12 protein-coding genes are annotated in these 13,327 nt (G+C 71.9%); 6 read left to right on the plus strand and 6 right to left on the minus strand.

Annotated features, from left to right (window positions below):
- Positions 1 to 36 precede the first annotated feature (36 nt).
- From ACIRF9_RS11620 to ACIRF9_RS11635, 4 genes are read left to right on the plus strand one after another with little or no spacing between them, the layout of a single operon-like run.
- Positions 37 to 2,868, plus strand: a complete 2,832-nt coding sequence (locus ACIRF9_RS11620) for an ATP-binding protein (RefSeq protein WP_403819375.1) — start codon at positions 37 to 39, stop codon at positions 2,866 to 2,868.
- Complete coding sequence (locus ACIRF9_RS11625; protein WP_403819376.1) at positions 2,865 to 3,341, plus strand: roadblock/LC7 domain-containing protein; 477 nt, start codon at positions 2,865 to 2,867, stop codon at positions 3,339 to 3,341. The genes ACIRF9_RS11620 and ACIRF9_RS11625 overlap by 4 nt, the downstream gene beginning before the upstream one ends.
- 31 nt (positions 3,342 to 3,372) lie before the next feature.
- Positions 3,373 to 3,813: a DUF742 domain-containing protein gene (locus ACIRF9_RS11630; protein ID WP_403819378.1), complete on the plus strand. Its 441-nt coding sequence runs from the start codon at positions 3,373 to 3,375 to the stop codon at positions 3,811 to 3,813.
- Positions 3,800 to 4,399, plus strand: a complete 600-nt coding sequence (locus ACIRF9_RS11635) for a GTP-binding protein (protein ID WP_403819380.1) — start codon at positions 3,800 to 3,802, stop codon at positions 4,397 to 4,399. Before ACIRF9_RS11630 ends, ACIRF9_RS11635 begins: the two co-directional genes overlap by 14 nt.
- Before the next feature lie 65 nt (positions 4,400 to 4,464).
- Here ACIRF9_RS11635 and ACIRF9_RS11640 read toward each other — a convergent pair whose 3' ends face one another.
- The 3 genes from ACIRF9_RS11640 to ACIRF9_RS11650 are packed head-to-tail and all read right to left on the minus strand — an operon-like array spanning position 4,465 to position 6,946.
- Positions 4,465 to 5,133 (minus strand): ABC transporter permease, encoded by a 669-nt coding sequence (locus tag ACIRF9_RS11640; protein ID WP_403819381.1) that lies wholly within the window; start codon positions 5,131 to 5,133, stop codon positions 4,465 to 4,467.
- The gene (locus tag ACIRF9_RS11645; RefSeq protein ID WP_403819383.1) at positions 5,130 to 5,810 is read right to left on the minus strand and encodes an ABC transporter permease; all 681 of its coding nucleotides are present in this window, start codon (positions 5,808 to 5,810) and stop codon (positions 5,130 to 5,132) included. The genes ACIRF9_RS11640 and ACIRF9_RS11645 overlap by 4 nt, the downstream gene beginning before the upstream one ends.
- Complete coding sequence (locus ACIRF9_RS11650) at positions 5,807 to 6,946, minus strand: ABC transporter ATP-binding protein (RefSeq protein WP_403819913.1); 1,140 nt, start codon at positions 6,944 to 6,946, stop codon at positions 5,807 to 5,809. Before ACIRF9_RS11650 ends, ACIRF9_RS11645 begins: the two co-directional genes overlap by 4 nt.
- A 225-nt stretch (positions 6,947 to 7,171) precedes the next feature.
- On the opposite strand from ACIRF9_RS11650, the gene ACIRF9_RS11655 reads away from it, so the two are divergent.
- Both ACIRF9_RS11655 and ACIRF9_RS11660 read left to right on the plus strand, forming a co-directional pair.
- Positions 7,172 to 8,032, plus strand: a complete 861-nt coding sequence (locus ACIRF9_RS11655; protein WP_403819385.1) for a dolichyl-phosphate beta-glucosyltransferase — start codon at positions 7,172 to 7,174, stop codon at positions 8,030 to 8,032.
- Entirely contained in the window at positions 8,029 to 10,098 is a 2,070-nt protein-coding gene (locus tag ACIRF9_RS11660; RefSeq protein ID WP_403819387.1) for an ArnT family glycosyltransferase, read from the plus strand. Before ACIRF9_RS11655 ends, ACIRF9_RS11660 begins: the two co-directional genes overlap by 4 nt.
- Before the next feature lie 408 nt (positions 10,099 to 10,506).
- On the opposite strand, the gene ACIRF9_RS11665 is transcribed toward ACIRF9_RS11660, so the two are convergent.
- The 3 genes from ACIRF9_RS11665 to ACIRF9_RS11675 are packed head-to-tail and all read right to left on the minus strand — an operon-like array spanning position 10,507 to position 13,298.
- Positions 10,507 to 11,244, minus strand: coding sequence for an FAD:protein FMN transferase (locus ACIRF9_RS11665; protein ID WP_403819389.1), 738 nt, complete (start codon positions 11,242 to 11,244; stop codon positions 10,507 to 10,509).
- Position 11,245: 1 nt separating this feature from the next.
- On the minus strand, positions 11,246 to 11,950 hold the full coding sequence (locus ACIRF9_RS11670) for an FMN-binding protein (RefSeq protein ID WP_403819391.1): 705 nt from the start codon (positions 11,948 to 11,950) through the stop codon (positions 11,246 to 11,248).
- Positions 11,951 to 11,960: 10 nt separating this feature from the next.
- Positions 11,961 to 13,298: a ferric reductase-like transmembrane domain-containing protein gene (locus tag ACIRF9_RS11675; protein ID WP_403819393.1), complete on the minus strand. Its 1,338-nt coding sequence runs from the start codon at positions 13,296 to 13,298 to the stop codon at positions 11,961 to 11,963.
- Between the last annotated feature and the right edge of the window lie 29 nt (positions 13,299 to 13,327).

A 13,327-nucleotide genomic window follows, 5' to 3' on the forward strand; every position in this document is an offset into this window, starting at 1 on the left:
TCGGCACGCCCGCAACACCCCTTCGAAGGAGGCCTGGTGTCCACGAATCAAGTGGACGCGCCCGCCCGGTCGGCATCTTCGGCACCGTCGTCCGTGCGCCGGGGTGTGCGGGGATTCGCCGACCGGTGGCCCTTCCAGCGCAAGCTGAACCTGCTCGTCGGCATCCCGCTCGGGGTCATCGCCCTGATGCTGACGTACCTCTTCGTCGAGCTGGTGCAGGAGTCCAACCGCGCCGAGGACGCCGCCCAGCTGGTGCGCGACAGCACCCAGGTGGCCCGGCTCGTCGCCGAACTCCAGGACGAGCACCAGCAGGCGATCCTGCTCTCGGTGCGCCACCAGGCGGCCTTCGACGGCGGCACACCCAGCACGGACCCCTACCGGCAGGCCCAGCTCGCCGTGGACGCCCAGGTGCGCAAGGTGGTCGACAGCTTCGGCGACCGGCTGCCGGACAGCGAGGCACAGGCGCTGCGCGAGATCGAGGGCCTGGCGGGTCTGCGGACCACCATCGAGCAGGGCTATCTGCCCGCCGACAACATCGACCCGGCGTACTCCGGCGCCGCGGACGCCGTCATCGACGGGCTGGGCCTGGACCGCGACTCCAACCTGGCCAGCACCTTCACCGGCAACCTGCTCGACTCGCTGCTGCGCGCCGACGCCGCCCACGGCGCCTACGAGACCGGCGTGTTCTCCGCGCGCACCGGCGACAGCAACGCGCTCATCGAGTACACCGGCGCGGTCGGCTCCTTCGAGCTGTACACCTACCAGGCCCAGCGCTTCGGCCGGTTCGCCTCGGACGCGCAGGCCGACGAGCTCGGCGGCATCGAGCACAACTCCTCGCAGGCCTCCATCAGCCAGCACTTCGCCGAACTCGCCGTCGACCCCAGCGCGTTGCAGGTCGACTCCAAGGCGGAGATCCGCAGGGCGTTCCGGGCGGCCCTCGACTCGTACCCCGCGTACAGCGCGCAGTCCAAGACCCGGCTGAAGATCACCACCTCGCTGATCGACCAGATCGCCGACCGTGCCGACGACGCCTCCGTCAGCGCCCAGTGGCGGGCCGGTCTGCTGCTCAACCTCGCGCTGGTCTGCTTCGCGCTGTGGATCGCCTTCTCCATCCTCGTACGGCGCTCCGTGGTGCGGCCGGTGCTGGCGCTCACCGGTGCCGCGCAGGAGGTCGCCGACGTCGCCGGGCGCGAGCTCGCCCGGGTCGCCGACGACGACGCCGAGGAGACCGGCTCACCGCGGCTGCGCGAGCTGCCGGTCACCGCCGACGACGAGATCGGTGAGCTGGCCGAGGCCTTCAACAACGTGCAGACGACCGCGGCGGCGCTGCTGGAGCGCCAGGTGCTCAGCCGACGCAACGTCGCCGAGATGTTCGGCAACGTCGGCCGCCGCGTCTCCAACCTGACGACCCGCCAGCTCGCGCTGATCGACGCGGTGGAGCGCGGCGAGACCGACCCGGCGCTGCTGGAACGGCTCTACTCCATCGACCACATCGCGGTCCGTCTGCGCCGCAACGCCGACAGTCTGATGCTGCTGGCCGGCATCCGCGAGACCGTGCTCGACTCCGGACCGACGGAACTCACCAACGTCGTCCGCGCGGCGCTCGGCCAGATCGAGGGCTACCAGCGGGTTCAGCTGTACGCCGGCACCGAGACCATGGTGGAGCCCGACATCATCGGCGACCTGACGCTGATGATCGCCGAACTCCTGGAGAACGCCGTGGCGTTCTCGCCCGAGGGCAGCCCCGTCGAGGTGCGGGTCGGCGCCGACCAGGACGGCGCGTCGATCACCGTCTCCGACCACGGCCTGGGCATGAGCGCGGAGCGCCTCGCCGAGGAGAACGCCCGTCTGGTGCGCCGCGAACGCCTCGACCTGGTGCCGACGAAGGTGCTCGGTCTGTTCGTGGTCGGCGCGCTGGCCCGCCGCTGGGACGTCGACGTCACCCTCTCCCGCACGCCCGGCGGCGGTGTGACGGCCGAGATCCGCATCCCCTCCACGCTGCTGCTGACCCTCAGCGGCGTCGGGATGCCGTCCACGGCCACCGCCGCGCAGCCCCTGCCCGCCCCGTCGGCCCCCGCCGCCGGTCCGTCCCCCGCGTCCTCGCTGCCGGCCATGACCTCACCCGTCGGCGACGAGGCGACCTCCCTCCCCCGCCGGGTCCCGCGCCGCGAACAGCCGTCGTGGGCGGAGCCGGACCCGACGCCCGTGACGGGCGGCGCGGAGACGGACACCGCGACGGACCCGAGCGGCACGGACACGGGAGTTCACGGCCGTACGCCCGAGGCGGGCACGCACGACCGTACGGCGGCCCCCGCCCTTCCCCGCCGCGGCGCCACCCCGTCGGAGGCCACCGCGGCCGAGCGCCGCTCGGAGGCCACCGCGGCCGAGCGCCGTCACGACGCCGGTACGGCGGCGGCCCCGGCGCGCGACGCCGTCACGGCTGCCCCGTCGACCGGCGGCCCGGCGGCGCCCGGCGGCCGTACGCCCGCCCCCGCGGCCCACACCCGTACGCCCGAACCCGCTCTCACCGAGCGCTCCCCCGCCCGTCCGACGGAGCACTCGGCCCCCGCCGACGGCTCCCGTCCCCTGCGGCGGCGGGTGCGGGGCGCCACCCTGCGGACGACCGCGGACGCCTCCACCCAACTGGCGGCGCGGCAGCCCGCGCGGCCCGCCGACGCGGACGCCGTGCGCAGCGCGCTGGAGGAGTTCGAGGCGGCCGTGGAACGCGCCCACCGCGACTCCGGCGGCGACACGGGTGAACACCCGCGCCCCGGTGACACGTACCACCCGCACGACCGACGGGTCCCGGACGACCACCGGAACCCACCGCACCACCAGAACCACCTTCCGGAAGGAGCCGAGCAGTGAGCACGTCGACAGGTGACACTCCCACCGGAGCCGCCACGCCGACCGATCTGCGGGCCGCAGCAGCCGACTTCACCTGGCTGCTCAACCGTTTCGCCACCGAGACCGCGGGCGTCGTGGACGCCATCGCGGTGTCCTCCGACGGGCTGCTCATCGCCGTGTCGGAGCTGCGCGAGCACGCCGACTCCGAGCGGCTGGCGGCGATCGTCTCCGGCATCACCAGCCTGGCCGCGGGCGCTTCCGGCAACTACGGCCTGGGCGGCCTCAACAAGGTCATCATCGATCTCGAGGGCGGCCACGTCCTGGTCTCCGCGATCGGCAGCGGCGCCGTCCTCGGCGTGGTCACCGACAAGGAGGCCAAGCTGGGCAACATCGCCTACGAGATGACGGTGTTCGCCAACCGCGCCGGCGCGGCCCTGAGCCCGCAGCTCGTCCTGGAGCTGAAGAACAGCGTCGGCGTCACCAGGACGCGCTGACCGCGAGCCACCGCAGAGGAAGCGAGCACCGATGGCGGACGGCCGCATTCCGCGCGGCGCCGGAGGGGACGAGGGCGTCCCCGTCGGCCCCGCGAGCGCCGTACGGCCCTTCCTGGTGACCGCCGGCCGGGTCGCGGGCGCGGGCGAGACCACGTCCAGCCGGACCATGCCCGTCGAGACCCAGCTGGTCGCCACCGCCGAGGGGCTCGACGCACTCCACCGGCTCTCCTTCGAACAGCACGACATCGTTGCCGCCTGCCGGCAGCCGCAGTCCATCGCGGAGATCGCCGCCCGGCTGCGGCTGCACCTGAACGTGGTGCGGGTCCTCGCCGAGGATCTGCGGGTGGCGGGGCAGCTCTCGGTGCACGTGCCCGACTCCGGCGTCACCCATGACGCATCCGTCCTGCGCAGGGTTATCGATGGCCTCAGGGCCATCCCCGACTCCCGGGGGGTACTCCGTGACTCCGACTGAACCGCTCGTCCGGTCCGCCGCCGGCCAGGCCGCCGTACGGCCGCCGCTGCCGGTGAAGCTGGTGATCGCGGGCGGCTTCGGCGTGGGCAAGACCACCGCCGTCGGCTCGATCTCCGAGATCGAGCCGCTGACCACCGAAGCGGCCATCACCGAGGTCGCGGCGGGGGTGGACGACCTCAGCCACACCCCGCGCAAGACCACCACGACCGTGGCGATGGACTTCGGCTGCATCACCATCGACCCGACGCTGAAGCTGTACCTGTTCGGCACGCCCGGGCAGGAGCGCTTCGGCTTCATGTGGGACGACATCGTGGAGGGCGCGGTCGGCGGGCTGGTCATCGTCGACACCCGCCGCCTCGACGACTGCTATGCCGCCGTGGACTACTTCGAGCACAAGCAGATCCCGTTCGCCGTCGCCGTGAACGCCTTCGACGGCCAGGTCGCGCACACGCTGGACGAGGTCCGCTGGGCCCTGGACGTCTCCGAGGGGGTCCCGGTCCTGGTCTTCGACGCCCGCGAACGCGGCTCGGTACGGGACGCTCTGCTGGTGGTGCTGGAGCAGGCGTTGGCGCGTACGGAGGGGTGAGCGCCGCTGACCACTGACACGTGACGGCCCCCGGGACATCTCCCGGGGGCCGTTTTCTCACCTGCTCAGCCCGCGCGCCGTACCCCCGGCGACACCGCCGCGCGGCCCAGTGCCCAGAAGAGGCCGAGGGTCGCGAGGGCCAGGCCGGCCACCAGGGTGGCGCCGCCCACGACCTTCTCGTAGTCGTGCTGGTAGAGGCCGTCGACGATGTAGCGGCCGAGGCCGCCGAGACCGACGTACGCGGCGATGGTGGCCGTGGAGACGATCTGGATGGCCGCCGAGCGCAGTCCGCCGAGGATGATCGGCAGCGCGACGGGGAGTTCCACCTGGAGCAGGATCCGCGGCTCCGCCATGCCGATGCCCCGTGCCGCGTCCACGGGGGACGGGTCCACGGAGCGCACCGCCTCGTAGGTGGTCACCAGGATCGGCGGGACCGCGAGGACGACCAGCGGGATCATCACGGGGAGCAGACCGAACCCCTCGATGATGACGATGAGCACCAGCAGGCCGAAGGTGGGCAGCGCCCGGGCCGCGGTGGCGATCAGGGAGAGGGCGTTGCCACCCTTGCCGTAGTGGCCGGTGACCAGGCCGATCGGCAGTCCGATCAGGGCGGCGAGGGCGAGCGCCTCCAGGGAGTACTGGAGGTGTTCGAGGAGCCGGGTGGGGATGCCGTCGTAGCCGTGCCAGTGGGAGCCGTCGCTGAAGAAGGAGTTGACGAAGTTGAGGACGTTCACCGGGCCGCGGCCTCCTTCCGGGTGCGCGTGGTGCCCGACCCACTGGGCATCCAGGGGGTGAGCAGGACCCGTACGCCGACCAGCAGCGCGTCGACCAGGACGGCGAGGACGGCCGTGGTGAGCACGGAGTTCCAGGCGAGTTCGGGCCGGTTGTAGATCTGCGCGTCGTGCAGGAGGTTACCGAGGGCGCCCTGGTTGCCGATCAGCATGCCGACGCTGACGAGGCTGATGCTCGACACCGTCGCCACCCGCAGCCCGGCGATGATCGCGGGCGTCGCGATCGGCAACTGGACCTGGACGTAACGGCGTACGGGTCCGAAGCCCATCGCGGTCGCGGCGGCGAGGGTCTCCTGCGGCACCGAACGGACGCCGTCGACGATCGCCGGGACCAGGACCACCAGGGTGTAGACGGTGAGCGGGATCATCACCGTCAGTTCGGTCTGGCCGGTGTAGTCGATGAGGACCACGAAGAAGGCCAGCGAGGGGATGGCGTACAGGACCGTCGTCACCCACAGCACCGGCGGGTACAGCCAGCGCAGCCTTACGCAGAGCTGGGCCAGCGGCAGGGCCAGCAGCAGGCCGCCCAGGACCGGCAGCAGGGCCTCGCGCAGGTGCAGCACGATCAGGCCGAACCAGTCGTGCTGGAGATCGCTGGGGATGTCGAAGAAGCGGTTCACCGGACGGCCTTCTGAGCGGCCGGCTGATCCCCGGCACCGGCGGCGTGCGCGCCCCGGATCGCCTCGGCGATGGTGGCCTGCGAGACCACACCGGTGACCCGGCCCTCGCCGTCCACGGCGACCGCCCAGCCGGTGGGCGACAGCACGGCGCAGTCGAGGGCGGCCCGCAGGGAGTCCTCCCCGGCGGTGAACGGCCGCCCGTACGGCAGCAGTCGTCCGGCGTCGATCCCCCCGGCGGTCAGCGCGCCCGGCTCGCTCCAGCCGAGGGGCCTGCCCTCCAGGTCGGTGACGAGGAGGTAGGGCGCGTCGGCGCCGCGGGCGGCGAGCTGCTCGGCGGTGGCGTCGATCGCGACGATCGGGGCGGTGAGGAGTTCGAGCTCCGCCGCGGAGAAGAACGACAGGCGCCGGATGCCGCGGTCCGCGCCGAGGAAGTCCTCGACGAACGCGTCGGCCGGGTTCGACAGCAGTTCGGCGGGCGGCGCGAACTGGGCGAGCTTGCCACCGGTGCGCAGGACGGCGACCATGGTGCCGAGCTTGACGGCCTCGTCGATGTCGTGCGTGACGAAGACGATGGTCTTGCCCAACTCATCCTGGATACGCAGGAGTTCGTCCTGCAGACCCTTGCGGACGACGGGGTCGACGGCGGAGAACGGCTCGTCCATGAGCAGCACCGGCGGATCGGCGGCGAGCGCCCGCGCCACGCCGACGCGCTGCTGCTGGCCGCCGGAGAGCTGGTAGGGGTACCGCTTGGCGAGCGAGGCGTCGAGCCCGACGCGCTCCATCAGCTCCCGGGCCCTGGCCCGCGCCTTGTCCTTGCTCCAGCCGAGCAGCCGGGGCACGGTGGCGATGTTGTCGATGATCGTGCGGTGCTGGAAGAGTCCGGCGTTCTGGATGACGTAACCCATCGACCGGCGCAGGGTGTTGACCGGCTGCTGCTGGACGTCCCGGCCGTCTATGGAGATCGTGCCCTCGCTGGGCTCGACCATCCGGTTGATCATCCGCAGCGTGGTCGTCTTGCCGCATCCGGAGGGGCCGACGAGGACGGTGATCGCGCGGTCCGGTATCTCGAGGGAGAGCCGGTCGACGGCCACCGTGCCGTCCGGGTACCGCTTGGTGACTGAATCTATCCGTATCAAAACGCCGAACACCCTTCGGGTCTGGCCGTTCCCGCCCGCTCTCGACCACCCGAGTTCGGACTGTTGCGGGGAGAGTCTAGACCGGTTGCGTTTCAGACGGACGGCGGGTGTATGGCGCGCTTCAACCCCCCTCCCTCTGTGCGCAACCTGTGAGTCCCCTGATTCTCACTCTCCCCTCAGAAGCGGCTCAGGGATCACCCAGACACGGCCCCCATCGTCATGGCCATGAACGCAACGAACGCGGGAGGCGTCCGGCGCCGGTCGGTCGAGATCGTGGTGCCGGTGTACAACGAGGCGCACGTCCTCGCCGACAGCATCGGCCGTCTCCACGCACACCTCGAAGAGTCCTTCCCGTTCCCGTTCCGCATCACGATCGCGGACAACGCCAGCACGGACGCCACCTGGAGCGTGGCGACCGACCTGACCCTGCGTCTGCCCCACGTCCACGCCCGGCGGCTGGAGCTCAAGGGCCGGGGCCGCGCCCTGAAGCACGTGTGGTCCCGGTCCACGGCGGATGTCGTCGCCTACATGGACGTGGACCTCTCCACCGGTCTGGAGGCCTTCCTCCCCCTGGTCGCCCCGCTGCTGTCCGGCCACAGCGATCTGGCGATCGGCAGCCGGCTGCACCGGCAGTCGGCCGTGGTCCGGGGCGTCAAGCGGGAGTTCGTCTCCCGCTCCTACAACGCCCTGCTGAAGGCCGGCCTCGGCGCTCGCTTCTCGGACGCCCAGTGCGGGTTCAAGGCCGTCCGCACCGACGTCTTCCGCGCCCTCGCCCCGCACATCGAGGACAGCTCCTGGTTCTTCGACACCGAACTGCTGGTCCTGGCCCAGCGCAACCGGCTCCGCATCCACGAGGTCCCCGTCGACTGGACCGACGACCCCGACAGCCGGGTCGACATCGTCCGCACGGCCGTCGACGACCTCAAGGGCATGAGCCGGATGCTCCGCTCCACCCTCACCGGCCGCACCCGGATCCCCGCCGTACCCCGCCGCACGAGCACCCCCCAGGTGCCGGCCGCGCGCGCCTCTTCCTCCCCCTCCGCTCTGCCCACCGGGGCGAACAGCCACCTGGAGTACGCGTCATGACGACCCTCGCCCCGCCGCCCGCCCCCGTCCGGGAGGACGTCCCCCGTCACCGGGCCGCCCCGCCCGACCGAAGCGGCCTCGTGCGGCGTCTGTTCACCGGTGCCCCGGACGACCCGCGCTGGGCCCGCCCGGCTCTCTGGGCGATCCTCGTCCTCGCCACCGCCCTGTACGCGTGGAACCTGTCCTCCATCACCGGCAACACCTTCTACGACGCGGCCGTCTACTCCGGCACCAAGAGCTGGAAGGCGTTCTTCTTCGGCGCCCTGGACGCGGGCAGCTTCATCACCGTCGACAAACCACCCTTCGCCCTGTGGGTGATGGGGCTGTCCGCCCGGGTCTTCGGGTACGGCACCTGGCAGTTGATGCTCCCCATGGTGGCCGTCGGGGTCGGCTCGGTGGCCCTCCTGCACCGCCTGGTGAAGCGTGACTTCGGGCCGGTCGCGGCGACGATCGCCGCGCTGACCCTCGCCCTCACCCCGATCACGGTCGCCATCACCCGCGACACCAACCCCGACCCGATCCTCGTCTTCCTGATGCTGCTGGGCGCGGCCGCCCTGCTGAAGGCCGTGCGCACCGGCCGGATGATGCCGCTGGTGTGGTCGGGGGTCGCGATCGGCTTCGCGTTCAACACGAAGATGATGCAGGCGTACGTCGTCCTGCCCGCGTTCTTCCTGGTCTACCTGTGGGCCGCCCGGGGCAGCCTCGGCCGCCGGATCCGCAACCTGGCCGCCGGCACGGTCGCGCTGGTCGTCTCCAGCGCCTGGTGGATGGTGGTCGTCGACCTGATCCCGGCGTCCTCCCGCCCCTACATCGGCGGCTCCACCGACAACACGGTCTGGGACCTCGTCATCGGCTACAACGGCTTCGGCCGGATCTTCGGAGCGAGTTCGTCGGTGGGCTCGCAGGGCAACGGCGCCGGCTTCGGCGGCGAGGCCGGTCTGTACCGGATGTTCAACGAGATCATGGGCGGCCAGATCTCCTGGCTGATCCCCTTCGCGGCGATCGCCCTGGTGGCCGGACTGGTCCTGCGCGGCCGCGCGCCCCGCACCGACGCCAGGCGTGCGGCCCTGCTCCTCTGGGGCGGCTGGTTCGTCCTCCACTACCTGACCTTCGCCCTCGCCGAGGGCACCTTCCACCCGTACTACGTCACCGCCATGGCGCCCGGTATCGCCGCCCTGGCCGGCGCGGGCGGGGTGATGCTGTACAAGGCCTTCCGTGAGGGCCCCGCCGCCAAGTGGGGGTGGGTGCTCCCGGCCGCGATCGCCGTGAGCGCGGTCTGGGCGGTCGTCCTGCTCCAGCGGGTCTCCGGCTCGGGAACCCTGTACACGGTCGCTGAGATCGTGGTGGCCGTCGCCGGGGCGGTGTCCGTCCTCGGTCTGCTGGCCGGCCGCTTCACCCGGCGGCAGCGTCTGATGGGCGTCGCGGCTCTCGCGGCGGTCGTGGCCCTGCTCGCCGGTCCGGCGGCCTACTCGGTCTCCGCGGCGACCTCCAGCACCAACGGCACCAACCCGACGGCCGGCCCCAGCACCGGGGGCGGCATGGGCGGCGGCGGTGGCATGGGCGGCGGTCAGCGGCCCAGCGGCGGCCCCGGCGGCTCCAGCTCCAACTCCAACGGCTCCAGCAGCAGCTCCGGCTCGGACGGCCAGTCGATGGGCCAGCCCCCGTCGGCCGGCGGCTCCTCCTCCAGCGAGTCTTCCTCCACCTCCAACAGGGGCGGCATGGGCGGAGGCAGTCAGGTCTCCTCCGCGATGATCACGTACCTGAAGAAGCACCAGGACGGCGCCACCTGGCTGGTGGCCGTGGCCACCGACCAGACGGCCTCCTCGATCATCCTGGAGTCCGGTCAGCCGGTCATCTCGATGGGCGGTTGGTCCGGCAGCGACAACGCGATGACGCTCGCCAAGCTCAAGAGCCTGGTGAAGGCGGGCAAGCTGCACTACATCGTCATCAGCGACAGCGGCCAGGGCTCCTCGAACTCCGAGATCTCCACCTGGGTGAAGAAGAACGGTTCGGCGGTCTCCGACTACAGCGGTCTGTACCGCCTGGATGCCTCCGACGTCAGCTGACCCCTCCCCCGAAGACGGGCGGGCCGCCGGATTCCCTTCCGGCGGCCCGCCCGTCGGCGTGTGCGTGGTGCGGGGATCAGTCGCCCCCGCCGCCACCCCCGCAGCCGCCGCCTCCGCCGCAGGACGAGCCGTCTGAGCAGCCGCCCCCGCCGCCGTCTCCCCAGCCGCCCCGCCGCCGACGCCGCGACGACGTCCCCGTTCCGCGGATCGCCCCGACGGCGAACATCACGACGAGCCCGAACCCCACGATCACCAGGAATTCCATCTGTCCTGCCCCCGTCTCTCCCGACACAGGCCCGATGCGGCTCTGTGTGGCAGGGGGATGCCCCGTAGGAACGCCATGCCAAGCACGACTTGAGGAACTCGAGAGCTTGGTGCCGGTCCAGGGCTTGATCCGCCGGACAGGCCCTACGCCGCCGTCCGCTCCCCGGCGGTCGGGAAGCCCGGCGTACGCAGCACACCGCCGCCGGAAACCACCGCGAACACCTCGCAGCCCTCCCGCGAGGCCGCCCACTCCACGCCCTCCGCGCCCATCGCGAAGGCGGCGGTGGCGACCGTGTCGGCCAGGGTGAGGGTCGGGGCGACGACGGTGAGACTGTCGAGGCCGGTGGCGGGCCGGCCGGTGCGGCCGTCGAGGATGTGGTCGCCGCGTTCGTAGCGCGCGGAGGTGGCGACCGCCGCGTCCGTCAACGCGAGGACCGTGCACAGCTTGTCGGCGAACTCCGGATGCCGGACGCCCACCCGCCAGGGCCCGCCGGAGACGACCACGTCACCGCCGGCGTTGAGGCAGAAGCGGGTGAGCCCGGCCCCGGTCAGCAGCTCCGCCGCCCGCTGCACCGACCAGCCCTTGACCACCGCGCAGGGGTCGAGGCCCCGGCCGGGCAGCCGTACGTCGAAGGCGCCGCCGGTGGCGACGCGGTACTCCTCGCACAGGTCGAGCACGTCGGCGAGATCGGCGCTCACCTCGTCCGGGGACAGCTCGCCCCGGTCGAGCCGGGACACCTCGCTGTCCTCCTTGAACGGGCTGAACCGCTCGTCGACCTCCCGCAGCCACGCGAAGACGGCGTCCACGGCCCCGTCGGGGACCCGCTCGTCGTCGATGCGCAGCGAGACCGGGAAGCCCATGACGTGCTCGACCCTGTGCATGTCAGCCCTTCGCGTCGATCGCGGCCTGGAGGGACTCCTTGTAGCCGTCGCTCGTGATGGTCGCACCGGACACCGTGTCGATGTCCGCGCTCTGTGCCTCCAAGGTCTCCGCGATCAGCTTCGGCACCGCCGCAGTCGTCTGCGGATGGTTCGGCTGCTTCAGCATCTTCACGGCCGTGATCTCGTCGCCCTCGAAGGTCACCTGGACCTGGACGTCGCCCTTCTCGGTGCTCACGGTCGTGCCCGCCACGGTCTGCGACGCGCTCGCGGAGGCCGAGGAGGAGGCCGAGGCCGACGGGGACGCCGAGGCGGCGGCCGCCTGCTTGTCGATGGCCGCCTGGAGCGACTCCTTGTAGCCGTCGCTCGTGAGGGTGGCGCCGGACACGGTGTCGATGTCCGCGCTCTGCGCCTCGAGCGTCTGAGCGATCAGCTTCGGCACCGCCGCCGTCGTCTGCGGATGGTTCGGCTGCTTCAGCATCTTGACGGCCGTGATCTTGTCGCCGTCGTAGGTGATCTGGACCTGGACGTCGCCCTTCTCGGTGGTCACGGTCGTACCGGTGAAGGTGGTGCCCGAGGCGGAGGTGGAGGGGGTCGTCGACTCCGCCGCGGCCGAGGAGGACGACGAGGCCGCGGTGGACGGCTCGTAGCGCCAGACGGGGATCAGCCCCGCCACGCTCAGGACCAGGACAGGTATGGCTCGCTTCACTGTGTCTCTCTCATCCCGCCAGGCTGAAGCGTTCGAAGTGGATCTGCGTCCTGGGCACGTCCAGCTCGCGCAGGGAGCCGAGGACCGCGTTCATCATCGGGGGCGGCCCGCACAGGAAGACGTCCCGCTCGGCGATGTCCGGCACGAGCGCGGCGAGCGAGCGCGGCGCCAGCCGGTCCGGCACCGGCGGCCCGGTGACCAGGTGCAGTTCGGCGCCCTTGGCGACGGCCAGCTCGCGCAGCTCGTCGTAGAGCACGGCGTCGCGTTCGCCGCCGACGCGGTAGATGACGACCGCGTGCCCGTGGATCTCCTCCAGCAGCGCCCGGATCGGGGTGACGCCGACGCCGCCCGCGATGAGCAGGGACTCCGGGCGGGTGCGGTGCATCGCGGTGAAGGCGCCGTAGGGGCCCTCGGCGAAGACGCGGGTGCCGGGCTTGATGTGGCGCAGTCCGGCGGAGCCGTCACCGGCCGCCTTGGCGGTCAGGCGCAGCCGGGTGCCGTCGGGGGCGGCCGACAGGGAGAAGGGGTTCGCCTGCCACCAGCGGTCCTTCGTCAGGAACCGCCACAGGAAGAACTGACCGGCTCGTGCGGGCAGCTTGTCCAGGTCCCGGCCGGTCATGTAGACGGAGACCACGTTGTCCGACTCGGGCACGACGGCCTCGACGCGCAGCTGGTGACGCCAGTTGCGCCACAGCGGCAGCACGAACCGGCCCAGGACGACCGAGCCGAGGGCCACGCCCCACACCCCGTACCAGTACGCGGTGGCGGCGGAGGACGCGGTGAACGTCGTGCCGACGGCGACCTGGTGGGTGAAGGCCAGCACCACGGCGACGTAGGTGTAGAAGTGGATGAAGTGCCAGGTCTCGTAGGCGAGCCGGCGGCGGGCCCAGCGGGCCGAGACGCCGCCGACGACCAGGATCAGCACCATGGCGACGGCCGCGCGGAGCACGCCCTCGACGGTCTCGGCGAGGTCGACGAGCTGGCTGACCGGGTCCATGGACGACGACTCGGCGTAGCCGAGGGTGATGAACACCATGTGCCCGACCAGCGTCCACAGCAGGCCGAAGCCCGTCCAGCGGTGCCAGTTGGTCAGCCGGTCCATGCCGATACGGCGGTCCAGCCAGGGCAGCCGGGCCACCAGCAGCAGCTGGAACGCCATCAGCAGCGCGCCGTACAGACCGGCGAACCTGCCGATCACGACGAGCGCGTTGGAGGCGAAGCCCGCCTGGACGGCGAACAGGGTCACGACGGCCGCGTTCGCGGCCAGCACGGCGTACAGGCCGGTGCGGGCCACTACTTTGGGACGTATCGCCGTGGGGGGTACGGGAGGCGATTGGACGGTCGTCACGGACGCAAACTCCTTGATCGGGTCCTCAG

This window comes from Streptomyces sp. NPDC096132 (assembly GCF_044763345.1).
Lineage (GTDB): Bacteria > Actinomycetota > Actinomycetes > Streptomycetales > Streptomycetaceae > Streptomyces.

What these genes read in the sequence shown, in the direction of transcription:
- ACIRF9_RS11630 (WP_403819378.1), top strand. Translation starts at nt 3,373, where the DNA reads ATGGCGGACGGCCGCATTCCGCGCGGCGCCGGAGGGGACGAGGGCGTC.
- ACIRF9_RS11655 (WP_403819385.1), top strand. Translation starts at nt 7,172, where the DNA reads ATGAACGCAACGAACGCGGGAGGCGTCCGGCGCCGGTCGGTCGAGATC.
- ACIRF9_RS11660 (WP_403819387.1), top strand. Translation starts at nt 8,029, where the DNA reads ATGACGACCCTCGCCCCGCCGCCCGCCCCCGTCCGGGAGGACGTCCCC.
- ACIRF9_RS11665 (WP_403819389.1), bottom strand. Translation starts at nt 11,244, where the DNA reads ATGCACAGGGTCGAGCACGTCATGGGCTTCCCGGTCTCGCTGCGCATC.